Raw genomic sequence first — 23755 nt, forward strand, 5'->3', positions numbered from 1 at the left:
CGGCGTCGGCGGTCGGCCGTAACGTAGAGCCCATGGCTACGAGCACCAGGTCGAACGGGCGTGCCCCCGGCACGCCTGCGCGCGCGGGTTCGAGGTCGACGAGTGCGAAGACGTCGGGCGCCAAGATGGCGCCCACGAAGAAGCTGCCCGCCACGACCACGCGCGCGACGTCTGCGAAGGCGGCTGCCGCGGCATCCGATCGCCCGAACATCCTCGTCCGCATGTGGATGGGGCTGGCGCACGTCACCGGCGGTGCGGCACGCGCGCTCGGCCCCGAGACGCTCAGCAAGGAGGAGCGCCGCGACGGACTGCCGTTCTTCCTCGTGCTGCTCGCCGTCACGGGTGCGGTGGTCGAGTGGTTCTTCATCAACGAGCCGGTCGCGCAGTCGCTCGACACGTGGACCTTCGGCGGACTCTTCGGCCGCGTCGCATTCGCGTTGCCCGTGATCCTGCTGGTCTTCGCGGTGTGGCTGTTCCGGCACCCGAGCTCCGTGCACGACAACACGCGCATCGGCATCGGGCTCGCGATCCTGCTGCTCTCGGTCTCCGCGCTGTGCCATCTCTTCGGTGGGCGACCAGCGCCCAGCGAGGGCATGCCGGTGCTCGCTCGCGCCGGCGGCATCCTCGGGTGGATGCTCGCCGAGCCGCTCGCGCTGCTCATCACCCAGGTCGGCGCGACGATCGTCGTCATCGTGCTGGCGCTGCTCTCGCTGCTGATCATCACGAAGACCCCGCCGAACCGCATTCCGGCGCGGTTCCGCGAGCTCTACGCCTGGCTGTTCGGCGCACCCGAGGTCGACGAGTCCGACGCGGCGGCCGCGACGACGGCCGAGAAGCCGAAGCGCGGGCGCAAGTCCGTGCCGGTCGAGCTCGACGGGCTCGAGACACTCGACGCCGCCGACGACGCCGCCGATGGCGGCGGCAAGTCGGGCATGCTCCCGTGGTGGCGTCGCAACGAGTCCAACCGCGAGGTCGATCCCGAGTTCGCCGCGCCCGGGGCCGACGGCCTCACGGCGGTGTTCGGAGAGGCGACCGGCGCGGGCGGCTTCGACTCGCCCATCGAGGGCGCGGGCGGCGGCACGACGTACGGCGCCGAGGTGCTCGACGACCTGCAGCGGGCCGAGAACGCGCTGCAGCGGTTCACAGGCGACGTGCCGCGCGGCGGAACGGCGCTGAAAGACGACGACGCCGGAGCGACGGGCGTGCTCTCGGTGTTCGACGTCGCAGCGGCCGACGAGCTCGCGGGCGATGCGACGGGTGCCGCCGCGGCATCCGCCCCCGCCCCGATCGACGCACCAGACGACGCGGAGCCCGATCGGCCCTACAACCTGCCCGCGGCATCGACGCTCGCCGCCGGTGCCCCGGCGAAGGTGCGCTCGGCCGCCAACGACGAGGTGGTGCGCCAGATCACGAGCGTGCTCGACCAGTTCGGCGTCGACGCGAAGGTCACCGGGTTCAGCCGCGGCCCCACCGTGACGCAGTACGAGATCGAGCTCGGTCCGGGCGTCAAGGTCGAGCGGGTCATCGCGCTCTCGAAGAACCTGGCCTACGCGGTGGCCTCCAACGAGGTCCGCATCCTGTCGCCGATCCCCGGCAAGAGCGCGATCGGCGTCGAGATCCCGAACGCCGACCGTGAGATCGTCACGCTCGGAGACATCCTGCGCTCGGGCGCGGCCTCGCACGCCAAGCATCCGATGACCATCGGCGTCGGCAAGGACGTCGGCGGCGGGCACGTCGTCGCGAACCTCGCGAAGATGCCCCACCTGCTCGTCGCGGGGTCGACCGGTTCGGGCAAGTCGAGCTTCGTGAACTCGATGATCACGTCGCTGCTGATGCGCGCGAAGCCGTCAGACGTGCGCATGGTCCTCATCGACCCGAAGCGCGTCGAGCTCGCTCCGTACGCCGGGGTGCCGCACCTGATCACGCCCATCATCACGAACCCGAAGAAGGCAGCCGAGGCGCTGCAGTGGGTCGTCAAGGAGATGGACATGCGGTACGACGACCTCGCGTCGTTCGGCTTCCGTCACATCGACGACTTCAACAAGGCCGTGGTGAGCAACGAGATCGTGCTCCCGGCCGGCAGCGAGCGCAAGCTCAAGCCCTATCCGTACCTGCTCGTCGTCGTCGACGAGCTCGCCGACCTCATGATGGTCGCCCCGCGCGACGTCGAGGACTCGATCGTGCGCATCACCCAGCTCGCGCGCGCCTCCGGCATCCACCTCGTCCTCGCCACGCAGCGTCCGTCGGTCGACGTCGTGACGGGCCTCATCAAGGCCAACGTGCCGTCCAGGCTCGCGTTCGCGGTCACGAGCGTCACCGACTCGCGCGTCATCCTCGACCAGCCCGGTGCCGACAAGCTCATCGGGCAGGGCGACGGCCTGTTCCTGCCGATGGGCGCGTCGAAGCCGATCCGCGTGCAGGGCGCGTGGGTCAGCGAGGCCGAGATCGAGAAGGTCGTCACGCACGTCACGCGCCAGGCCCGGCCCGACTACCGGCAGGATGTCGCGGCCTCCGTCGAGCGCAAGGAGATCGACGCCGACATCGGCGACGACCTCGAGCTGCTGCTCGCAGCCGCCGAGCTCGTCGTCTCGACCCAGTTCGGGTCGACGTCGATGCTGCAGCGCAAGCTCAGGGTCGGCTTCGCCAAGGCGGGTCGCCTCATGGACCTCCTCGAGTCGCGCGAGATCGTCGGCCCGTCCGAGGGCTCCAAGGCGCGAGACCTGCTGGTCACGGCCGATCAGCTGCCCGGGGTGCTCGCGCGGCTCCGAGGCGAGGAGCCGGCCGCACGGCCGCCGCAAGCGGCGGCCCCCGCAGCAGCTGCACCGACGACCCCGTCGCAAACGGAGGCGTTCGAGCCCGACGACCGCTACGACGACGACCCCGTTGCCAGGGCCACGCAGGGGCTCGCCGAGGTCGAGGGCGACTCCGACGAGGACGCCTGGGGCCTCACCGGTCGCGACTGACCGAGGGGCCGTCGCGAGACGAGTCCCGACCGGTCCGCCGGCGTGCGCCCGGCCGTCCGCGGCGTCCCGCTATCCTTGCCGGTATGACCTCCTCCGCCGGTAGCTCCGGACGATCGGCGAACTGGAATCTGCCGAACGCGATCACGATCGTGCGCATCCTGCTCGCGCCCATCTTCTTCTGGATGCTCCTCGTCGATGACGGGGCCGACGGCTGGCTCCGCTGGGCGGCGGCGGCGCTGTTCATCATCGCGATCGCGACCGACGGCATCGACGGCCACATCGCACGTTCGCGCGGGCTCGTCACCGACCTCGGCAAGATCCTCGACCCGATCGCCGACAAGCTCCTCACGAGCGGCGCGCTCGTCTGCCTGTCGATCCTCGGCGAGCTGCCCTGGTGGGTCACGGCGATCATCGTCGTGCGGGAGGTCGGCATCACGGTCTGGCGGCTCGTCGAGCTGCGCCGAGGCAACGTCGTGCCCGCGTCATCCGGCGGCAAGCTGAAGACCGTCGTGCAGGCCGTGGCCATCTCGTTCGCGCTCGTGCCGCTCTGGACGGTCTTCGGCGAGTGGGTCCACTGGCTCAACGGAGTGCTGATGACGGCCGCCGTCGTGCTCACGCTCTGGTCCGGCCTGCTCTACGTGCGCGACGCGATCCGCCTGGCGCGAAGCGAGCGCACCGACGGCGCCGGCAGTTGACGACGATGGGCGAGCGGGTGTCGCGCGCCGACGCCGATCCGGCCGCCGGCCTCATCGCGTTCCTCACGAGCCGCGGTCTCACCATCGCGGTCGCGGAGTCCCTCACGGGTGGCCTGCTCGTTGCCGAGCTCGTCCGCGTCCCAGGGGCGTCCGCGGTCGTGCGCGGCGGGGTGGTGGCCTACGCGACCCCCGTCAAGCACTCGCTGCTCGGTGTCTCGGCGGAGCTGTTGGCGCGGGAGGGCGCGGTGCATCCCGAGGTCGCGGCCGGCATGGCCGAGGGGGTGCGGCGTGCGCTCGCAGTCGACGGCGTTCCCGCGTCGATCGGCGTCGCGACGACGGGCGTGGCCGGCCCCGATCCGCAGGACGGCAGGCCCCCCGGCGTGGTCTTCGTGGGCGTGTCGATCGACGATCGCACCGAGGTGCGCGAGCTCGCGCTGCGCGGCGATCGCGCCGAGATCCGTCGCGCGACGGTCGACGCGGCGATCGCGGCCGTGTTCGATGCCCTGCCGGACCACGGCCATCCGCCCGGATGACGGCATGGCATCGACCGATCGGGCAGTGTCCGCCCACCCCGGAATACTCCACATGAAGACCCTGTTACATCCTGCAGGTTCACACGAAAGCCCCAGTGTGCGACGCTAGGTTGGAAGCACCGAGTTTCAGGTAGACTGACGCTCCCGTTTCCGACTCTCGCGGAGTCGCAGGCAGATTGAAGGAGGTTCCCGATGGTTCTGGTTCGACAGGAGATCGGCGATGTTTTGAGGGACTTCCGACTGCAGAAAGGCCGTACGCTCCGTCAGGTGGCGTCCAAGGCCAGCGTCGCGCTCGGCTACCTCAGCGAGGTCGAGCGTGGTCAGAAAGAGGCGTCCTCCGAGATCCTCGCGTCGGTCGCCGACGCACTCGACACGCCCATCTCGGTCATCATGCACGAGGTCGGAGACCGCCTCGCGGTGCTCGAGAGCCTCTCGGTCGTGCCCGACAGCCTGCCCGACGAGCTCGTCGCCGAGTTCGATGCAGGCCTGATGGTGCGCTGATCCACGACATTCACGATGCCGAACGGCCGGTCTTGCGACCGGCCGTTCGTGCGTTCCCCCTTCGTGCCGTGCAGGAGACCCGATGAAGCTGAGTGAGTTCCAGATCGCCGTCGAGCAGGAGTTCGGCGCGGCCTACGGCGCCGTCGTGGTCAACGATCTCGCGCTCAGGGGCGTCGGCGGTCGCACCGCCCGCGAGGCCCTGTCCGACGGCGTCGGCGCGCGCGAGGTCTGGTTGGCGCTCTGCGACGCGGCCGATGTGCCCGAACAGCGCCGGCACGGCGTCGGCCGACCCACGCCGGAGGGCAGCGGTTCGTCGATCTGACGGCGGGTCGGATGCCGGGTGAACACGTGTTCGACACGCGGCGCGCCGTTCGAACATCCGTTCGGATTCGAGGCTAGGCTCCTCAACAAGCAGGAGGCACGACGCTGCTCTCCACATCCGGCACGGTCGACGTGACGGATGTCGGTGGCCGACCATACGGTCGAAGCGTCGGAACACACCGCAACCGCCTTGTCGCCAGACGTCGCAGGTCACGGCCCGCACGAGCAACGACAGCCTAGAGGCAGCCGCATCATCACCGAAGGAGCCCACCATGCCATCAGCAGTAGACCGCGAGAAAGCCCTCGAGACCGCCCTCGCCCAGATCGACCGCCAGTTCGGCAAGGGCTCGGTGATGCGGCTCGGCAGCGAAGACCGCGCACCGGTCGAGGTCATCCCCACGGGCTCCATCGCGCTCGACGTCGCGCTCGGCGTCGGCGGCCTGCCCCGCGGCCGCATCATCGAGATCTACGGTCCCGAGTCCTCGGGCAAGACCACGCTCACGCTGCACGCGATCGCGAACGCGCAGCGCGCCGGCGGCATCGCGGCGTTCGTCGACGCGGAGCACGCGCTCGACCCCGAGTACGCCAAGAAGCTCGGCGTCGACATCGACGCGCTCCTCGTCTCGCAGCCCGACACGGGTGAGCAGGCGCTCGAGATCGCGGACATGCTCGTGCGCTCCGGCTCGATCGACCTCATCGTGATCGACTCGGTGGCGGCGCTCGTGCCGCGTGCCGAGATCGAGGGCGAGATGGGCGATTCCCACGTGGGTCTGCAGGCCCGACTCATGTCGCAGGCGCTCCGAAAGCTCACGGGTGGCCTCAACCAGACCAACACCACGATGATCTTCATCAACCAGCTGCGCGAGAAGATCGGCGTCTTCTTCGGCAGCCCCGAGACCACCGCGGGCGGCAAGGCGCTGAAGTTCTACGCATCGGTGCGTCTCGACATCCGTCGTATCGAGACCCTGAAGGACGGCACCGAGGCCGTCGGCAACCGCACGCGCGTCAAGGTCGTGAAGAACAAGATGGCGCCGCCCTTCAAGCAGGCCGAGTTCGACATCCTCTACGGTGTCGGCATCTCCCGCGAGGGCAGCCTCATCGACTACGGCGTCGACCAGGCGATCGTCAAGAAGTCCGGCGCCTGGTACACCTACGACGGCGACCAGCTCGGCCAGGGCAAAGAGAACGCCCGCAACTTCCTGTTGTCGAACCCCGACATCGCCGCCGACATCGAGAAGAAGATCCTCGTCAAGCTCGGCATCGGCCCGGCGGGTGCCGCGGGTGCTGCCGCAGTGGCTGCCGCGCCGACGAACGTCGAGCCGATCGCGCCGAAGCAAGTGCGCAAGGGCGCCTGAGCCATCGTGACGATCGAGACCGGGGAGGGGAGCCGAGATGGATGACGCCTCCGAGCGCCTCGCCCCGGTCTCGTATCTGCCGTGGGCGACGCCCGGCGTGACGCCCGCCGGCGGTTCCGACCAGCCGGACTCCTCCGACGACGAGAAGATCGACCCGGGTGACCAGGGCGAGCTCGGCGCGGATCCCGTCGACGACACCGGCGCTGCCGTGGCGGCTGCCCGCCCGATCCGGTCGGATCGAGCATCAGGCGGCCGAGTCGGGCGCGATGATCGCGCCGCGCGTTCTGGGCAGGTCAGCAGCGAGTTCGGCGGTTCGCGGCGATCCGGCAGCGGCGGCTCGCGTCGTCGGTTCGGCGGGTCCGCAGATGTCGGGCCCGAGGCCGTCGACGATCGCGATGCCGAGACGGGTCCGCAGCGGGACGATCGCATCGATCGGCTCGTCGTGTCCCGGTTGCGCCGCTCGGCGCTCTCGGTCGCCGAGGTGCGCTCCGTGCTCGCCGAGCACGGCCTGCACGAGATCGAGATCGAGGAGTGGATCGAGCGCTACGAGCGACTCGGGTACCTCGACGACGCCCGTCTCGCCGAGCAGCTCGTGCACGTGAACTCCGAGCGGCGGGGGCGCGGCAGTGGCGCGATCCTGCAAGAGCTCACGCGTCGCGGCATCGACGCCGACGAGGCTCGCTCCGCTATCGCCGACCTCGACCCCGACACCGAGTTCGACAACGCCCGCACGACGGCCGAGCGGCGGGCCAGGCAGCTGCGCGGTCTCGACCGCACGACGGCCGAGCGGCGCCTCTCGGCGTTCCTCCAGCGGCGCGGCTACAGGGGAGACGTGGTCCGACAGGTCGTCACGGAGGTTCTCGCAGCCGACGGCTCGTAAACTGGTGCGATCATGAGCGCCAATCACGAGACCGCGGTCGCGGACGTCGTCGCCGCCGAGCAGATCGATGTTGCCGTCACCCCTCGCACCTACGAGGTGCGAACGTTCGGCTGCCAGATGAACGTGCACGACTCCGAGCGGCTCTCCGGCTCGCTCGAGGCGGCCGGGTACGTGCCCGCCGATGGAGCCGAGCCCGACATCGTGGTGATCAACACCTGCGCCGTGCGCGAGAACGCCGACAACAAGCTCTACGGCAACCTCGGGCATCTCGCGGGCGTCAAGCGCCGCCATGCGGGCATGCAGATCGCGGTCGGCGGCTGCCTGGCGCAGAAGGACAAGAACGTCATCCTCGAGAAGGCGCCATGGGTCGACGTGGTGTTCGGCACGCACAACATGGGGTCCCTGCCGAGCCTGCTCGAGCGGGCTCGCCACAATGACGAGGCGCAGCTCGAGATCCTCGACGCCCTCGAGGTCTTCCCGTCGACGCTCCCCACCAAGCGCGACTCCACGTACAGCGGCTGGGTCTCGATCTCGGTCGGCTGCAACAACACGTGCACCTTCTGCATCGTGCCGTCGCTGCGCGGCAAGGAGAAGGACCGACGGCCCGGCGAGGTCCTCGCCGAGGTGCAGGCGCTCGTCGAAGACGGGGCCATGGAGGTCACCCTGCTCGGCCAGAACGTCAACTCCTACGGCGTCGAGTTCGGCGACCGGCAGGCGTTCGGCAAGCTGTTGCGCGCGGCCGGCGAGATCGACGGGCTCGAGCGCATCCGGTTCACGAGCCCGCATCCGGCGGCGTTCACCGACGACGTGATCGACGCGATGGCCGAGACGCCAGCGGTCATGCCGCAGCTGCACATGCCGCTCCAGTCGGGCTCCGACCGCATCCTGAAGGCCATGCGCCGGTCGTACCGCTCGGAGAAGTTCCTCGGCATCCTCGACCGGGTGCGGGCGAAGATCCCGAACGCGGCGATCTCGACCGACATCATCGTCGGGTTCCCGGGTGAGACCGAAGCCGACTTCCTCGAGACGATGCGCGTGGTCGAGGCTGCACGATTCGCCTCCGCGTTCACGTTCCAGTACTCGATCCGCCCGGGCACCCCTGCGGCGACCATGGACGAACAGGTGCCGAAGGAGGTCGTGCAGGAGCGCTACGAACGTCTCATCGCCCTGCAGGACCGCATCTCCTGGGAGGAGAACCAGAAGCTCATCGGCCGCAGCGTCGAGGTGCTCGTCTCCACGGGCGAGGGCAAGAAGGACGCTGAGACCCACCGCCTGAGCGGTCGGGCCGAAGACAGCCGACTCGTGCACTTCGAGGTTCCCGTCGGCAGCGAGCAGCCCCGCCCCGGCGACGTCGTGAGCGTCACGATCACGCAGGCGGCACCCTTCCACCTCATCGCCGACTCGACCGACGGCGCACCGCTCGCGATCCGTCGGACGCGTTCGGGCGATGCGTGGGATCGCTCGCAGGCCGAGAGCTGCGGCGTGCCCGCAGGTCCGGGCGTTGGTACCTCGAGCGGCGGCGCCGCGCGCGTCTCGCTCGGGCTGCCGTCGGTGCGCGTGCTGCCGTCGACGAGCGAGCCGCTCATCAAGCCTGGCTTCGGCACGTTCCCCATCTACGACGTCGACGACGACCTCCGCTGAGCGCGACGGGCAACGCATGACCCTGATCGCGGTCGTCGGCGCGACCGGCACCGGCAAGTCCGACTTCGCCCTCGACCTCGCCGAGGCGTTCGCCCGCGCCGGGCGCGCGTCCGAGGTCGTGAACGCCGACGCCATGCAGCTGTACCGCGGCATGGACATCGGCACGGCGAAGCTCTCGCCCGACGAACGACGCGGCGTGCCGCATCACCTGCTCGACGTGCTCGACGTCACCGACGAGGCATCCGTCGCCGCCTACCAGCGCGATGCGCGCGCGTGCATCGACGACATCATCGCGCGCGGGAGGGTCGCGCTGCTCGTCGGCGGCTCGGGACTCTACGTCTCTTCGGTGATCCACGACTTCCGGTTCCCGGGCACCGACGCGGTCGTGCGCGCGCGCCTCGAGGCCGAGCTCGTCGAGCTCGGTCCCGGCCTCATGCACGCTCGCCTGCGCGAGATCGACGCCGAGACGGCGGCGGCCGTCGACGCGGCGAACGGCCGGCGCATCGTGCGGGCGCTCGAGGTCATCGAGGTGACCGGCGAGCCGAAGGCCGCGCGCCTGCCCGACGAGCCGGTCCCATGGCGAGACCACCGCATCGTGCACCTGCGCACCGAGCGCGCGCAGCTCGTCGAGCGGCTCGACGCGCGTGCGGTGCGCATGTGGCACGACGGCCTCGTCGACGAGGTGCGCGACCTCGTGCCGCTCGGGCTCGAACGGGGCGTCACCGCGCGACGCGCGATCGGCTACGCCCAGGCCCTCGCCGAACTCCAGGAGCGGATGCCGCGTGCCGACGCGATCGCGGAGACGCAGCAGCTCACGCGAACGTACGCCAGACGGCAGGTGGGATGGTTCCGGCGCTACCGCGATGCGGTCGAACTGGACGCCGGCGACCCGATCGCCAGGGCAGCAGGACTGGCCCGTCTGGCGGCCATAGACTGAGCAGATGTCCTTCGACCTGCGCTTCACCAAGGGCCACGGCACCGGCAACGACTTCGTACTGTTTGCCGACCCCGACGGCGACACGGTGCTCACGCCCACGCAGATCGCGGCGGTCTGCGACCGCCACTTCGGCGTCGGCGGCGACGGCCTGATCCGAGCCGTGCGTTCCGAGAATCTCGGCGACGGGGCATCCGCCCTCGATGAAGACCCCGAGGCCGTCTGGTTCATGGACTACTGGAACGCCGACGGCTCGGTGTCCGAGATGTGCGGCAACGGCGTGCGCGTCTTCACGCGCTTCCTCATCGACCAGGGGCTCGCCGAGCTCGGCCCCGGCGAGTCGATCGCCATCGGCACGCGCGCCGGCGTGCGCCGCGTGAGCCTCGCCGAGAACGGGTTCGAGGTCGACATGGGCCTGTGGCGCCGCGAGGGCGGCGAGCCGCTCGTGCGAGCCAAGGGCCTCTCGGTCGCGCGGCCCGGCCTCGGCATCGACGTCGGCAACCCGCACGTGGTCGTGGCCCTCGCCGACGATGACGAGCTCGCCGGTCTCGACCTCGCGTACCTGCCCATCCTCGACCCCGAGCCAGCGGCCGGCGCGAACGTCGAGTTCGTGGTGCCGTCGGAGCCGCTCGTCGAGGGCGGCGTGGGGCGCATCCGCATGCGCGTGCACGAGCGCGGCTCCGGCGAGACGCTCTCGTGCGGAACGGGTGCGGTCGCGTCCGCCCTGGCCGTGCGGTTCTGGGCCGGCAGCGGCGCGCCCGACGACTGGCGCGTGCAGGTGCCGGGCGGCGTCGTCGGGGTGCGCATGTTCGCGGCATCCGACGGCGAGCACGTCGCGCTGTCAGGGCCTGCCGAGCTCGTCTTCGACGGGGTGCTCGCACTCGCCTGACCGCTGACCGCTGACCGAGTTCGCGTTCGATGACGGTCCGCCGGCGGTCCGCGAGGCGGGCGTCAGGCGGGCAGACGCCCCGCCGCGAGCACGCGGAACCCCTTGGAGTTCTCGGCGCGCTCGACGTCGAGGCCGAGGTCGGCGGCGAGCCAGCGCTGCAGCGATTCGGCGCCGAGGTGCTTGGCCACGACGAGCCAGGCGGTCGCGTCGTCGGCGAGCCGGGGGAGCCACTGCGTCAGCATCGCGTGCAGTTCCTGCTTGCCGACGCGGATGGGCGGGTTCGACCAGATCGTGTCGAACACGAGGTCGTCGGGAACATCCGCGGGCAGCACCGCGTTGACGTTGGTGAGGCCGAGGCGCGCGGCGTTGTCGCGCACGAGGCTCAGCGCACGTTCGTTGACGTCGACGGCCCAGACCGTCGCATCCGGCGCCTGCAGCGCGAGCGACAGGGCGATCGGCCCCCATCCGGTGCCGAGGTCGAGCAGGTTCCCGGTCGATGGCGGTGCCGGAACCGTCTCGAGCAGCAGCGAGGTGCCCTGGTCGAGGTGCTCGGGACTGAACACCCCGGCGGCGGTCGACAGGTCGAGATCGCGGCCGGCGAGTCGGACGCGGATGGTGCGGGTGCTGGCATTGCTCCGAGGAGACGCGGAGAAGTAGTGGTCGGAGCCCATGCCAGCACGGTAGCGCACCGGGATGTGGCGGCACCGCACGACGAAGCAGAAGCACGCAGAGCGAAGTAGGGTTGAGAGAATGAACGAAGCCGAAGACCGCCCCACCGACGACGCCGTCGACCGGGTGCTGCGCACCGCGGACTCCACCGCGAGCGTGGCGCGGTTCGGCGCGGGCGAAGCCACGTCGATCATGCGAACGGATGCCCCGGGCGGCTCCTCGACCGACGGCGACCAGTTCGAGCGTGAGGACCGCGCGGCCCTTCGCCGGGTCGCGGGACTGTCGACCGAGCTCGAAGACGTCACCGAGGTCGAGTACCGGCAGCTGCGCCTCGAGAACGTCGTGCTCATCGGCGTGTACTCGCAGGGCTCGCAGGCCGACGCCGACAATTCGATGCGCGAGCTCGCGGCCCTCGCCGAGACGGCGGGCGCGCGCGTGCTCGACGGCCTGCTGCAGCGTCGCCCCCACCCCGATCCCAGCACGTACCTCGGCAAGGGCAAGGCTGAGGAGCTGCGGCACATCGTCGCGGCCGTCGGCGCCGACACCGTGATCGCCGACACGGAGCTCGCGCCGAGCCAGCGGCGTGCCCTCGAAGACGTCGTGAAGGTCAAGGTGATCGACCGCACCGCGGTGATCCTCGACATCTTCAGCCAGCACGCGAAGAGCCGCGAGGGCAAGGCGCAGGTCGAACTCGCGCAGCTCGAGTACCTCCTGCCGCGCCTGCGAGGCTGGGGCGAGTCGATGTCGCGGCAGGCCGGTGGCCAGGTCGGCGGCGCCGGAGCCGGCATGGGGTCGCGTGGTCCGGGTGAGACGAAGATCGAACTCGACCGTCGGCGCATCCACTCCCGCATGGCGAAGCTGCGCAAGCAGATCGCGGGCATGAAGCCGGCGCGCGACGCCAAGCGCGCCAACCGTCGGCGCAACGCGATCCCGTCCGTCGCGATCGCGGGCTACACGAACGCGGGCAAGTCGAGCCTGCTGAACCGCATCACGGGCGCCGGCCTGCTCGTCGAGAACGCGCTGTTCGCGACCCTCGACGCGACCGTGCGTCGCAACACCACCGCCGACGGTCGCATCTACACGATCGCCGACACCGTCGGGTTCGTGCGCCACCTCCCGCACCAGCTCGTCGAGGCGTTCCGCTCCACGCTCGAAGAGGTGGGCGACTCCGACCTCATCGTGCACGTGGTCGACGCGGCCCACCCCGATCCCGCAGGGCAGATCGCGACCGTCCGCGACGTCATCGGCGATGTCGGTGCGCGCGACATCCCCGAGCTCATCGTCTTCAACAAGGCCGATCTCGTCGGTCCGGAGGAGCGGCTCGTGCTGCGCGGGCTCGCACCCGACGCGGTCTTCGCCTCGGCGCGCACCGGCGAGGGCATCGACGAGGTGCTCGCGGCGGTCACGCGCATGCTGCCCGATCCCGCAGTCGAGATCGACCTGCTCGTGCCCTACGACCGCGGCGACGTGGTGTCCCTGCTGCACGAGTCGGGCCGCGTCATCTCGGTCGACTACGTCGACGAGGGCACGCGCGTGCGCGCGTTCGCCTCGCCGGAGCAGGCGGCGCAGCTCGCGGGGTTCGCCGTGGCCTCCGCCGCGGTCTGAGCCAGCTCCGGCGGGTCGCACGGCGGCGTCCGGATGCCGCATGCGGTTCGCCGCGGCATCCGACGCTCCGGTCGATCGCGACCCGGTGTTCGGCGATCCATTCGGGACGCACCGGGTCATGACACGTCACCGAAGGTCACAGTTCGCCCCGGTCGTCCCGAAACCCGCGTATCGTCGCCACTGATCGAACGTGATCGGCCGGATGCCGATCACCTGGAGCGACAGCCGAGCCCGGCACCCGCCCGCGAGACCACCAGCCGTGACGGCCGGGGTACGCGGCACGTGTGCCCGACCCGCCCACGGTTCACGGACCCTGGAGCGCAGCATGGCACCGATCGCACCCGACCCGGCGGCGACGCCCGAACGCACCGCGCTGTCGTTCGAGCTCTTCCCGCCTCGAACGGATGCCGCGGCGATCGCGCTCGGTCGCACGATCGACCGCCTCGCCGACGTCGACCCCGCGTTCATCTCCGTCACGTTCGGCGCCGGCGGCACGTCGCGCGACCGCTCGCTCACGGTGCTGCGGTACATCCTCGAGAACACCGATATCGAGCCCATGGCGCACCTCACCTGCGTCGGGTCGTCGCACGCCGAGGCGAACGAGCTCGTGCGTCGGTTCCTCGACGCGGGCATCCGGAGCTTCCTCGCGCTTCGGGGCGACCCGCCGGCCGGTTCGGACCCCGACGCGCCGCTCGGCGACCTCGCCACCGCCGCCGAGCTCGTGCAGCTCATCCACCGGGTGCAGCAGGAGCGCGAGCCGTTCCGGCAGGTGGCCGTGGCCGGCAACCCGGTGGCGCGGCGCATCCGCGAACGCGGGCGCCCGACGCGCGTGGCCGTCGCGACGTTCCCCACGGGACATCCGCGATCCAAGGACCTCGCGCAGGATGTCGACATCCTGCTCGCGAAGGAGGTCGCGGGCGCGAACCTCGCGATCACGCAGCTCTTCTGGCGTGCCGACGACTACCTCGGCTTCGTCGACCGCGCCCGCGCCGCGGGCGTCACGATGCCGATCCTGCCCGGCATCATGCCGACCACGACCTCCGCACGCCTCGCGAGGCTCGCCGAGCTCACCGAGGTGGAGCCGCCCGCCGAGTTCGCGATCGCGCTCGAGATCGAACCGGATGCCGCGGCGCAGGCCGAGCTCGGCATCTCGTTCGCGACCGGGCTCGCCGCCGAGGTGCTCGATGGCGGCGCACCCGGCCTGCACCTCTACACCTACAACCGCCACGAGGCCGTGCTCGACGTCGTCGGACGCCTCGGGATCGCAACACCGCACCAGCTCGCCAACGAGAGGAACACCGAGCGATGACCGCAACACCCTTCCCCACCGGGACGATCATCGGCTACCCGAGGATCGGACGCCGCCGCGAGCTCAAGCGCGCCGTCGAGTCCTTCTGGGCCGGCCGCATCGACGCCGCGGAACTCGAGGCCACGGCCGCCGAGCTCCGCGCCGCGACGCGTGCACGCCTGGCCGACCTCGGGCTCGGCCGTGACGATTCGGCCATTCCCGAGTCGTTCTCGTTCTACGACCAGGTGCTCGACGCCGCGGTCGCGGTTGGCGCGATCCCCGAGCGGTTCGAGCGCCTGCGGGGCGCCGACGGCGGCCTCGACCTCGCCGCCTACTTCACCATCGCCCGCGGCGAGGGCGACGACGCACCGCTCGAGATGACGAAGTGGTTCGATTCGAACTACCACTACCTCGTGCCCGAGATCTCGCCCGAGACCGAGTTCTCGCTGCACGCCGAGCGCATCGTCGCCGAGTTCGTCGAGGCGCGCGAGGCCGGATACCTCACGCGTCCGGTCGTCGTCGGCCCGATCACGTTCCTGCTGCTCGCGAAGGCGCCGGATGACGCGCCCGCCGGGTTCAGCCCGATCGACCGCCTCGACGACCTCGTGCCCGTCTACGCCCGCCTGCTCGCGAAGCTCGCCGAGGCCGGCGCCGCGTGGGTGCAGTTCGATGAGCCGGCCCTGGTCAGCGAGAGCCTCGACGAGTCGCGCGACCGCGTGATCGCGTCGATCGGCGCCGCCTACGACGTGCTCGGCGAGGCCGAGGCCCGTCCCTCGATCTTCGTCGCCGCGCCCTACGGCGCGCTCGACGACGCGCTGCCGGCCCTCGCCGCGGCGCCCGTCGAGGCGATCTCCCTCGACCTCGTGCGCGGCTCGCTGCCCGACGCGCTCGACCCCGCCACCGAGGAGTCGCTCGCCGCGAAGACGCTCGTCGCCGGCGTCGTCGACGGCCACAACATCTGGCGCGGCGACCTCGCCGCGGCGTTCGCGAAGGTCGAGGCGCTGCAGTCGCGCTCGGGCTCCGTCGCCGTCTCGACGTCGACCTCGCTCCTGCACGTGCCGCACGACGTCGACGACGAATCCAAGCTCGATGCGCGGCTCGTGAGCTGGCTCGCCTTCGCCGACCAGAAGGTGGGGCAGGTCGCGACGCTCGCGCGCGGCCTCGCCGAGGGGCGCGACGCCGTCGCCGATGCGCTCGACGCGGCATCCGTCGCCCTGGCCGACCGCGCCGGCGCACCGGGCGTGCGGGTTCCCGCCGTGCGCGAGCGTCTCGCCGGCCTGCAGCGGGGCGACTTCGACCGCGCCGCCTACGACGAGCGCCTCATCGCGCAGGAGTCCCTCGACCTGCCGGAGCTGCCGACCACGACGATCGGCTCCTTCCCGCAGACCGGCGAGATCCGCCGCGCCCGCGCGAGCCTCACCAGCGGGGCGATCTCGGCCGCCGAGTACACGGGACTCATGCGCGAGGAGATCGAGCGCGTCATCCGCCTGCAGGAGGAGCTCGGCCTCGACGTGCTCGTGCACGGCGAGCCCGAGCGCAACGACATGGTGCAGTACTTCGCCGAACTGCTCGACGGCTTCGCGGTCACCGAGCACGGCTGGGTGCAGTCCTACGGTTCGCGCTGCACGCGCCCGTCGATCCTCTGGGGCGACGTCTCGCGACCCGAGCCGATGACCGTCGCCTGGGCCGAGTACGCGCAGTCGCTGACCGGGCAGCACGTCAAGGGCATGCTCACCGGGCCGGTCACGATCCTCGCGTGGTCGTTCGTACGCGACGACCTGCCGCTCGGGGACACCGCGCGACAGGTCGCGCTCGCCCTGCGCGACGAGATCACCGATCTCGAGGCCGCCGGCATCCGCATCATCCAGGTCGACGAGCCCGCGCTGCGCGAGCTCCTGCCGCTGAAGCTGGCCGACCAGCCCGCCTACCTCGACTGGTCGGTCGGGTCGTTCCGGCTCGCGACGGCCGGCGCGGCATCCGGGACCCAGGTGCACACGCACCTCTGCTACTCGGAGTTCGGCGTGATCATCGACGCGATCAAGAACCTCGATGCCGACGTGACGTCGATCGAGGCCGCGCGCAGCCGCATGGAGGTCGTCGACGACCTCGCGACGAGCGGCTTCGACCACGGCATCGGGCCGGGTGTCTACGACATCCACTCGCCGCGCGTGCCGAGCGTCGACGAGGTCACGACGCTGCTCGAGCGTGCCGTCGGCGAGATCCCGGCGAACCGGCTCTGGGTCAACCCCGACTGCGGGCTGAAGACCCGCGGCTACGACGAGACCGTCGCCTCGCTCGAGCACATCATCGAGGCGACGCGTGCGGTGCGCGCGTCCCGTCTCGAGCGGGTGGGCGCCGCTTCCTAGCGGTCGGATGTCACGGACGGGCGGCGCTTCGGCGTCGCCCGTCCGCGTCTCCGCACGGCGTGCGGCACGTCCCGGCACGATGCGCCCTGGTCGCGGTCAGACCGCGCGCAGCACCGCGACGATCTTGCCGAGCACCTCGGCGGCGTCGCCGAGGATCGGTTCGAAGGCGCTGTTGCGCGGGAGCAGCCACGTGTGGCCGTCGCGCTGGCGGAACACCTTGACGGTCGCCTCGCCGTCGAGCATGGCCGCGACGATCTCGCCGTTCTCGGCGGTGCGCTGGGATCGCACGACGACCCAGTCGCCGTCGCAGATGGCCGCGTCGATCATGGAGTCGCCGACGACCTTGAGCATGAAGAGGTCGCCCTTGCCCACGAGTTGGCGGGGGAGCGGGAACACCTCGTCGATCTGCTGCTCGGCGGTGATCGGCACGCCCGCGGCGATGCGACCCACGAGCGGCACCATCGCGGCGTCGCCGACGACCGGCGCCGACTCGCTGCTCGACGACCCGCGCGACTCGATGCCGGGCAGCTCGATGAGCACCTCGAGGGCCCTGGGCCGGTTCGGGTCGCGGCGCAGGTAGCCGGCGAGCTCGAGCTGGTTGAGCTGGTGCGTGACGCTCGAGAGCGAGGAGAGCCCGACGGCGTCGCCGATCTCGCGCATGCTGGGCGGATACCCGCGGCCGGCCACCGAGCGCTGGATGACCTCGAGGATCGAGATCTGCTTGGCGCTGAGGCTCTTGCGGCGGCGGCTGCGGCCGGACTCGCGCAAGTCGTCGAGTTCGGTGCTCATCGTCGTCGCTCCTCGTGATCGCTGTTCTGGCGAACGGATGTCGGTGGTGTCTGTTCGACTGTCGTCGGACATTCGAAACTGTATCCGCCCCGCAGGGGTGCGGCAAACATCTGTTCGAGTGTGTCGCGAGATCCGGGGCCGAAGTCTTCGGCGTCGAGATGCTTGCGAGGTTCGAAATTCGAAGATATATTCGGAACAGAGTTTCGCATCCGGCCCTCCCGGCCGAGGGTCGGATGCGATTCACCCCAGGAGGTGCGAGATGAGTGCAGTAACGGTCAATGCCGTCTCGGTAGGCGGTTCGTACGGTTCGTACGCCGATCGGCCCATGTCCTTCGACGTCGGCGACGCGGCCGTCGTCGTGCGCAGCCGTCTGCGCCTCACGCGTCGCGGGCGCGCGGTGTTCACGGTGCTCGCCGCGATCCCGATCGCGCTCCTCGCGGCCTCCCTGGTGCTCGGCGGCGGTGGTGCGGCCGCCGACGGCGAAGGGGCTCGCGGCACGAGCCTCGCGTACCTCACCGTCTCCGACGGCGAGTCCCTCTGGAGCATCGCCGAGTCGCTCGCCCCGAACGGCGACCCCCGCGACCTCATCGCCGAGATCATGCGCCTCAACGGGCTCGACGACTCCGTCGTGCAGCCCGGGCAGCGGCTCGCGCTCCCGGCGCAGTAGCCGCAGCCCCCGAACCATCGGGCGGGTGCGGTCGGGGTCGTCTCGGAGCGTCACTGCGGCCTTCTGCGTCCGGTGGTGGTCGATAGCATTGATCAGGTGACCGACCTCGAAGACCTGCCCATCCGCGACGACCTCCGTGGGCGCGCTCCCTACGGTGCACCGCAGAAGGCCGTGCCCGTCGCGCTCAACGTCAACGAGAACACGCATCCGATCCCCGAGTCGGTCGCGCACGACATCGTCGCCCGCGTCGCCGCCGCGATCCTGCACCTGAACCGGTACCCCGACCGCGAGTTCACCGAACTGCGTCGCGCGTTCGCGGCCTATCTCGGGCACGGCCTCGACGAACGCGGGATCTGGGCGGCCAACGGTTCCAACGAGGTGCTCCAGCACGTGCTGCAGGCGTTCGGCGGTCCCGGTCGCACGGCCCTCGGCTTCGCTCCCACGTACTCGATGTACGGGCTGCTCTCGGCGGGAACGGGCACCGAGTGGATCGGCGCTCCCCGCGACGACGACTTCGAGCTCTCGCCCGAGACCGCCGTCGCGGCGGTGCTCGAGCACGACCCCGACCTCGTCATCCTGTGCGCGCCGAACAACCCGACGGGAACGCCGCTCTCGATCGAGACGATCACCGCTGTCGCCGACGCCGCACGCGGCATCGTCGTCGTCGACGAGGCGTACCACGAGTTCGCCGATCCCGGCACGCCGAGCGCCCTCACGCTGCTCGAGGGCCGTCCGCGGCTCGTCGTCTCGCGCACCATGAGCAAGGCGTTCGCGTTCGCCGGCGCCCGGGTCGGCTACCTGGCCGCGGATCCCGCCGTCGTCGACGCCCTGCGGCTCGTGCGCCTGCCCTACCACCTCTCCGCGCTCACCCAGGCGGCCGCGCTCGGCGCGCTCGCCCACTCCGACGAGATGCTCGCGATGGTCGACGAGATCCGAGGGCAGCGCGAGCGCATCGTCGACGAGCTGGCCCGCCTCGGGTTCCGTCCGTACCGCAGCGGTGCGAACTTCGTGCTCTTCGGCGGGGTCGACGACCCGCACGCGGTCTTCGAGGCCCTCCTCGAGCGCGGCATCCTGATCCGCGACATCGGGCTGCCCGGATGCCTCAGGGTCACCGCGGGCACCGAGACCGAGACGACCGCGTTCCTCGAGGCGATCGCGGCGTTCGCACCGGCACCGGCCGCCCCGTCGCACGCTGAATAGGATGGCATCATGACGACTTCGAACGCAGCGCGCACCGCGCGCGTGCAGCGCGAGACGAGCGAGTCGAGCATCGACCTCTCGATCGACCTCGACGGCACGGGCACGAGCGACATCGAGACCTCGGTGCCGTTCTACGACCACCTGCTCACGGCGTTCGCGAAGCACTCCCTGACCGACCTCACGGTGCGCGCGAAGGGCGACATCGAGATCGACGTGCACCACACGGTCGAAGACGTCGGCATCGTGCTCGGCCAGGCGATCCGCCAGGCGCTCGGCGACAAGCGCGGCATCTCCCGGTACGGCGACGCGCTCGTGCCGCTCGACGAGGCGCTCGTGCAGGCCGTCGTCGACATCTCGGGGCGTCCGTACCTCGTGCACACCGGCGAACCCGCCGGCTTCGAGTACCACCTCATCGGCGGCCACTTCACGGGTTCGATGGTCCGCCACGTCTTCGAGGCCATCACCTTCAACGCGGGGCTCACGGTGCACGTCAACGTGCTCGGCGGCCGCGACGCGCACCACATCGCCGAGGCGGAGTTCAAGGCGTTCGCGCGCGCGTTCCGCCAGGCGAAGACGTTCGACCCGCTCGTCAGCGGCATCCCGTCGACGAAGGGCGCCCTGTGACCCGAACGGCTCGCGTGGTCGTGCTCGACTACGGCTCGGGCAACGTGCACTCGGCGGCGAAGGCCGTCGAGCGGGCGGGTGCCGAGGTCGAGGTCACCTCCGACCGAACGGCCGCCCTCGAGGCCGACGGGCTGCTCGTGCCCGGCGTCGGCGCCTTCCAGGCCGTCATGGACCAGCTCCGCGCGGTGCGCGGCGACGAGATCATCGACCGTCGGCTCGCCGGCGGGCGGCACGTGCTCGGCATCTGCGTCGGCATGCAGGTGCTCTTCGAGCGCGGCGTCGAGCGCGGCGCCGACACCGAGGGCCTCGGCGAGTGGCCTGGCGAGGTCACCGAGCTGCCCGCACCCGTGCTGCCGCACATGGGCTGGAACACGGTCGCGCCCGACGAGGGGTCCGTGCTCTTCGACGGCATCGCCGACGAGCGCTTCTACTTCGTGCACTCCTACGCCGCGCAGCAGTGGACCCTCGACGTCATGCCGCCGTTTCCGAAGCCCCGGCTCACGTGGGCCGAGCACGGCGGCCCGTTCCTCGCCGCGGTCGAGAACGGGCCGCTGTCGGCGACCCAGTTCCATCCCGAGAAGTCTGCGGACGCCGGCATCCGCCTGCTGTCGAATTGGCTCCGATCGCTCGGCTGAACGCCCCGCCGCGTCACATGATCCGACCGCACCCAGCGGTGCGGACTAGGATTCTGTGACTGTGCCGATGCCGCATTCTCAGGCATCCGATTTCGAGGACAGTGATGAGTGAGTTCAACAAGACCCCCCGCCTGGTGCTGCTGCCGGCGGTCGACGTCGCGGGCGGCAAGGCCGTCCGTCTGACGAAGGGCGAGGCCGGCACCGAGACCAACTACGGCGACCCGATCGACGCGGCCGTCGACTGGGCCGACCAGGGTGCGGAGTGGATCCACCTCGTCGACCTCGACGCGGCGTTCGGTCGCGGTTCGAACGGCGGCATCCTGAAGAAGGCGATCCGCCAGGTGCGCGGTCGCGTGAACGTCGAGCTCTCCGGCGGCATCCGCGACGACGAGTCGCTCGAGCACGCGCTCGAGATCGGCGCGAAGCGCATCAACCTCGGCACCGCGGCCCTCGAGAACCCCGAGTGGGCGGCATCCGTCATCGCGCAGTACGGCGAGGCGATCGCCGTCGGGCTCGACGTGCGCGGCACGACCCTCGCCGCCCGCGGCTGGACGCAGGACGGCGGCGACCTCTGGCAGGTCATGGACCGCCTCGAAGAGGCCGGCGCCGCGCGCTACGTCGTGACCGACGTCACGAAGGACGGCACGCTGCAGGGCCCGAACCTCGACCTGCTGCGCCAGGTGATGGACCGCACGCACCGCCCGGTCGTCGCATCCGGCGGCATCTCGAGCCTCGACGACATCGTCGCGCTCCGCGAGCTCGTGCCGCTCGGCCTCGAGGGCGCGATCGTCGGCAAGGCGCTGTACGCGGGCGCGTTCACGCTGCCCGAGGCGCTGGATGTCGCGTCCCACTGACCCCGAGGCGGTCGGTGACGAGGGTCGCGGCGGCACCGGCCAGGTCGCCGACGGCGGCGTCGCGCCGGAGACGCCCGACCGTTTGATGCCGGGCGGCACCGCGGACTCGGCCGGGACCCCGTGGGCGGGCCGGTCGTTCGAGTCGAACGCGCATGCGCAGGACGACGGCAGCGCGCCGCCGCACCTCGTGGCCGCGATCGCGCGGTTCCGCGCCGGCGACGGCGGCCCGGTCGACGTGGTGCAGGCGTTCGCGACCTCGCGCGTGCTGATCCCGCTGCTCGCCGAGCTCGGCGACGGCGGCACGGAGATCGGCGAGCACGGGCTCGCGGTCGAGAAGAGCCAGGAGCTCTCGATCGTCACCGTGCAGGGCCCCGACGGCCGGCCCGTGCTGCCCGTGTTCAGCTCGGTCGACGCGATGCGGCGCTGGAACCCGAACGCCCGCCCGGTGCCCGCCGACGGCGTGCGCGTCGCACTCGCGGCCGCCGACGACGGCACCGATCACGTGGTGCTCGACCCCGGCTCCGAGACCGAGTTCGGCCTGCGCCGCGGCGCGGTGTGGGCGGTGGCGCAGAGCCACGAATGGCGGCCGGCGGCGGAGTCCGAGACGGTCCGCGAGGCGTTCGCGCGCTCGATCGCGACCGAACTCGCGGTGCTCGGCGTCGATCTCGTCGACGGCGATCCCGACATGCGCCTGCTCGGGCCGGAGCTCGTCGTCGTGCTCGAACTGGTCTCCGGGCTGGAGCGCGCCGAGCTCGACGCGGTGCTCGCCCGCCTCGCGCAACGGTGGGCGGCCGACGACGTCATCGCGACGGGCGTTGACTCGCTGAAGGTGCGGCTGCGCGCGGCATCCTGAACCGGCGTCCGGAGCTCTCCCGGTCGCCCGGCAGGGCGGCGGTTGCCGTACTCCCCGCACGGGTGGAGAATCGCGCCGAGAAGGAGCGATGATGCCCGGAGTCGCAGACGAGTTCCACGAACCGCTCGAGACCGCCGCGCGGCTGGCCGGCCGATGGCTCGACGGCATCCGCGATCGCCGGATCGCGCCGAGCGTCGGCATCGACGAGGTGAAGGACGCGCTCGGCCGCGAGCTCGCCGACGGCGGCATGGACGCCGCCCTGGTCGTCGAGGAGCTGAGTGCGGCCGTCGAACCCGGACTCATCGTGATGCAGTCGCCGCGGTTCTTCGGCTGGGTGATCGGCGGCACCGCGCCGGCGCCGCTCGCGGCCGACTGGCTGGTCACGGCATGGGACCAGAACGCGGCGCTCCGCGAGGTCACGCCGGGGGTGAACGCCGCAGAGGAACTCGCGGCCGAATGGACCTGCGACCTCCTCGGCCTGCCGGAGGGCACGGTCGCGGGGTTCACGACCGGGGCGACCACCGCGAATCTCGTCGCGCTCGCGGCGGCCAGGCATGCCGTGCTCGAGCGGGTCGGGTGGGACGACGCAGCCGACGGCATCCAGGGGGCGCCGCGCATCCGGGTGCTCGCGGGCGACGAGCATCACCCGTCGGTGGACGTCGCGCTCCGCTGGCTCGGCCTCGGCCGGCCGATCGACGTGCCCACCGACCGCCAGGGTGCCATCCTGCCCGACGCGCTCGCCGCGGCGCTCGCCGGGGGATCGGGCCCGGCGATCGTGTGCCTGCAGGCCGGGAACATCCACTCGGGCGCATCCGACCCGTTCGAGGCGTGCATCGGCATCGCCCACGCGGCGGGGGCGTGGGCGCACGTCGACGGCGCGTTCGGGCTCTGGGCGGCGGCGAGCGGGCGGCTGCGGCACCTCGTGGCGGGCGTCGAGGAGGCCGACTCGTGGGCGACCGACGCGCACAAGACGCTCAACGTGCCCTACGACGCCGGCATCGTCGCCGTGGCCGATCCCGCCCCGCTCGTGGCCGCCATGACGATGCACGCGGCCTACCTGCCGGCCGCGGAGACCGGCATCGACGCGGCCGACCGGGTGCTCGAGCTCTCGCGGCGCGCGCGGGGGGTGCCGACCTATGCGGCACTGCGCGCCCTCGGACGCTCGGGGGTCGCCGACCTCGTCGACGGGCTCGCCGACTCGGCGACGGCGCTCGCCGAGGGCCTCGGTCGCATCGACGGCGTCGAGGTGCTGAACGAGGTCGTGTTCACGCAGGTGTGCGTCGGGTTCGAGGGCCACGACGTCGCGACGATCGCACGCGCCCTCGACGTCGACGGCGTCGCGCTCGCGCATCCGTCGCGGTGGCGCGGCCGCGACATCTTGCGGTTCTCGGTCAGCAATCGGGCGACGGATGCCGCAGCGGCCGACGCGACGCTCGACGCCGTCCGGCGCGCGCTGGCGGGCTGAACCACCGCGGATCCGGCCTCGGGAGGCC

The 23755-nt window shown here is 71.3% G+C and carries 22 protein-coding genes; 20 read left to right on the forward strand and 2 right to left on the reverse strand.

All coding sequences use genetic code 11. The features are described from left to right. The first annotated feature begins 32 nt into the window (after window positions 1–32). The 10 genes from ABIC29_RS17235 (at window position 33) to dapF (ending at window position 10712) form a co-directional block, all read left to right on the forward strand. Window positions 33–2963: an FtsK/SpoIIIE family DNA translocase gene (locus ABIC29_RS17235; protein WP_354247414.1), complete on the forward strand. Its 2931-nt coding sequence runs from the start codon at window positions 33–35 to the stop codon at window positions 2961–2963. Between the two features lie 83 nt (window positions 2964–3046). After that, window positions 3047–3658: a CDP-diacylglycerol--glycerol-3-phosphate 3-phosphatidyltransferase gene (gene pgsA / locus ABIC29_RS17240; RefSeq protein WP_354247417.1), complete on the forward strand. Its 612-nt coding sequence runs from the start codon at window positions 3047–3049 to the stop codon at window positions 3656–3658. Between the two features lie 5 nt (window positions 3659–3663). After that, a complete protein-coding gene (locus ABIC29_RS17245; protein WP_116082727.1) occupies window positions 3664–4191 on the forward strand; it encodes a CinA family protein in 528 nt (175 codons plus the stop codon). Window positions 4192–4383: 192 nt separating this feature from the next. Further along, window positions 4384–4692 (forward strand): helix-turn-helix domain-containing protein, encoded by a 309-nt coding sequence (locus tag ABIC29_RS17250; RefSeq protein ID WP_055858886.1) that lies wholly within the window; start codon window positions 4384–4386, stop codon window positions 4690–4692. An 82-nt stretch (window positions 4693–4774) separates the two neighbouring features. Further along, window positions 4775–5014 carry a DUF3046 domain-containing protein gene (locus ABIC29_RS17255; RefSeq protein WP_354247421.1) on the forward strand — a complete coding sequence of 80 codons (240 nt, stop codon included), beginning with the start codon at window positions 4775–4777 and terminating at the stop codon, window positions 5012–5014. Window positions 5015–5285: 271 nt separating this feature from the next. Beyond that, the gene (gene recA, locus ABIC29_RS17260; RefSeq protein WP_116082722.1) at window positions 5286–6368 is read left to right on the forward strand and encodes a recombinase RecA; all 1083 of its coding nucleotides are present in this window, start codon (window positions 5286–5288) and stop codon (window positions 6366–6368) included. Between the two features lie 37 nt (window positions 6369–6405). Next, window positions 6406–7248 (forward strand): regulatory protein RecX, encoded by an 843-nt coding sequence (locus tag ABIC29_RS17265; protein ID WP_116082719.1) that lies wholly within the window; start codon window positions 6406–6408, stop codon window positions 7246–7248. Between the two features lie 12 nt (window positions 7249–7260). Further along, a complete protein-coding gene (miaB, locus tag ABIC29_RS17270; protein ID WP_354247425.1) occupies window positions 7261–8889 on the forward strand; it encodes a tRNA (N6-isopentenyl adenosine(37)-C2)-methylthiotransferase MiaB in 1629 nt (542 codons plus the stop codon). A gap of 16 nt (window positions 8890–8905) precedes the next feature. Then, entirely contained in the window at window positions 8906–9826 is a 921-nt protein-coding gene (gene miaA / locus ABIC29_RS17275; RefSeq protein WP_116082714.1) for a tRNA (adenosine(37)-N6)-dimethylallyltransferase MiaA, read from the forward strand. 4 nt (window positions 9827–9830) lie between these two features. Then, entirely contained in the window at window positions 9831–10712 is an 882-nt protein-coding gene (dapF, locus tag ABIC29_RS17280; RefSeq protein WP_116082712.1) for a diaminopimelate epimerase, read from the forward strand. 62 nt (window positions 10713–10774) lie between these two features. Here dapF and ABIC29_RS17285 read toward each other — a convergent pair whose 3' ends face one another. Next, on the reverse strand, window positions 10775–11383 hold the full coding sequence (locus ABIC29_RS17285) for a class I SAM-dependent methyltransferase (RefSeq protein WP_354247429.1): 609 nt from the start codon (window positions 11381–11383) through the stop codon (window positions 10775–10777). A gap of 79 nt (window positions 11384–11462) precedes the next feature. Here ABIC29_RS17285 and hflX point away from each other — a divergent pair, with 79 nt between their 5' ends. The 3 genes from hflX (at window position 11463) to metE (ending at window position 16640) form a co-directional block, all read left to right on the forward strand. Beyond that, window positions 11463–12986 carry a GTPase HflX gene (hflX, locus tag ABIC29_RS17290; protein ID WP_354247432.1) on the forward strand — a complete coding sequence of 508 codons (1524 nt, stop codon included), beginning with the start codon at window positions 11463–11465 and terminating at the stop codon, window positions 12984–12986. Between the two features lie 325 nt (window positions 12987–13311). Further along, window positions 13312–14295, forward strand: a complete 984-nt coding sequence (locus ABIC29_RS17295) for a methylenetetrahydrofolate reductase (RefSeq protein WP_116082706.1) — start codon at window positions 13312–13314, stop codon at window positions 14293–14295. Further along, the gene (gene metE / locus ABIC29_RS17300; RefSeq protein WP_354247435.1) at window positions 14292–16640 is read left to right on the forward strand and encodes a 5-methyltetrahydropteroyltriglutamate--homocysteine S-methyltransferase; all 2349 of its coding nucleotides are present in this window, start codon (window positions 14292–14294) and stop codon (window positions 16638–16640) included. Before ABIC29_RS17295 ends, metE begins: the two co-directional genes overlap by 4 nt. Before the next feature lie 96 nt (window positions 16641–16736). Here the strand turns inward: metE and lexA are convergent, their stop codons facing one another. Further along, window positions 16737–17429, reverse strand: coding sequence for a transcriptional repressor LexA (lexA, locus tag ABIC29_RS17305; RefSeq protein WP_116082701.1), 693 nt, complete (start codon window positions 17427–17429; stop codon window positions 16737–16739). Between the two features lie 325 nt (window positions 17430–17754). On the opposite strand from lexA, the gene ABIC29_RS17310 reads away from it, so the two are divergent. The 7 genes from ABIC29_RS17310 (at window position 17755) to ABIC29_RS17340 (ending at window position 23727) form a co-directional block, all read left to right on the forward strand. Continuing rightward, on the forward strand, window positions 17755–18096 hold the full coding sequence (locus ABIC29_RS17310) for a LysM peptidoglycan-binding domain-containing protein (RefSeq protein ID WP_116082698.1): 342 nt from the start codon (window positions 17755–17757) through the stop codon (window positions 18094–18096). 96 nt (window positions 18097–18192) lie between these two features. Next, the gene (locus ABIC29_RS17315; RefSeq protein ID WP_116082696.1) at window positions 18193–19296 is read left to right on the forward strand and encodes a histidinol-phosphate transaminase; all 1104 of its coding nucleotides are present in this window, start codon (window positions 18193–18195) and stop codon (window positions 19294–19296) included. Window positions 19297–19305: 9 nt separating this feature from the next. Further along, a complete protein-coding gene (gene hisB, locus ABIC29_RS17320; RefSeq protein ID WP_116082694.1) occupies window positions 19306–19920 on the forward strand; it encodes an imidazoleglycerol-phosphate dehydratase HisB in 615 nt (204 codons plus the stop codon). Next, window positions 19917–20555 carry an imidazole glycerol phosphate synthase subunit HisH gene (gene hisH, locus ABIC29_RS17325; protein ID WP_116082692.1) on the forward strand — a complete coding sequence of 213 codons (639 nt, stop codon included), beginning with the start codon at window positions 19917–19919 and terminating at the stop codon, window positions 20553–20555. The genes hisB and hisH overlap by 4 nt, the downstream gene beginning before the upstream one ends. A 104-nt stretch (window positions 20556–20659) precedes the next feature. Continuing rightward, window positions 20660–21409, forward strand: coding sequence for a bifunctional 1-(5-phosphoribosyl)-5-((5-phosphoribosylamino)methylideneamino)imidazole-4-carboxamide isomerase/phosphoribosylanthranilate isomerase PriA (priA, locus tag ABIC29_RS17330; RefSeq protein WP_116082690.1), 750 nt, complete (start codon window positions 20660–20662; stop codon window positions 21407–21409). Between the two features lie 85 nt (window positions 21410–21494). After that, window positions 21495–22262: an SseB family protein gene (locus ABIC29_RS17335; RefSeq protein WP_354247510.1), complete on the forward strand. Its 768-nt coding sequence runs from the start codon at window positions 21495–21497 to the stop codon at window positions 22260–22262. A 91-nt stretch (window positions 22263–22353) separates the two neighbouring features. After that, a complete protein-coding gene (locus ABIC29_RS17340; protein ID WP_354247442.1) occupies window positions 22354–23727 on the forward strand; it encodes a pyridoxal phosphate-dependent decarboxylase family protein in 1374 nt (457 codons plus the stop codon). The last annotated feature ends 28 nt before the right edge of the window (window positions 23728–23755 follow it).

This window comes from Agromyces sp. PvR057 (genome assembly GCF_040547485.1).
Classification (GTDB): domain Bacteria; phylum Actinomycetota; class Actinomycetes; order Actinomycetales; family Microbacteriaceae; genus Agromyces.